This window comes from Mesorhizobium abyssinicae (assembly GCF_049887195.1).
Taxonomy (GTDB): Bacteria; Pseudomonadota; Alphaproteobacteria; order Rhizobiales; family Rhizobiaceae; genus Mesorhizobium; species Mesorhizobium abyssinicae.
Genome location: NZ_JARAKC010000169.1, coordinates 1 through 244 on the forward strand (window position 1 = coordinate 1; position 244 = coordinate 244).

The following is a 244-nucleotide window of genomic DNA, read 5'->3' on the forward strand; positions in this document are numbered from 1 at the left end:
ATGCGGCGCCGCAAGGCGAGGTCGAGACGGCGCTGGCCGGCATCTGGGCGGAGCTGCTCGGCGTCGAGCGCATCGGCCGCCACGACCAGTTCTTCGAGCTCGGCGGCCATTCGCTCTTGGCGGTGCAGCTGATGGAGCGGCTGCGGCGGCTGTCGCTTGGGGTGGAGGTGCGCACCCTGTTCGCCACACCGGTGCTTTGCGATCTTGCCGCCAGCCTTGGCAGCCATCGCGAGGTGGCGGTGCC

1 protein-coding gene is annotated in these 244 nt (G+C 70.9%); it reads left to right on the top strand.

Translation table 11 applies throughout. The features are described 5' to 3' along the window. Positions 1–244: phosphopantetheine-binding protein (locus PU724_RS34215; protein WP_426213878.1), on the top strand; the 244-nt coding region annotated here is incomplete at both ends.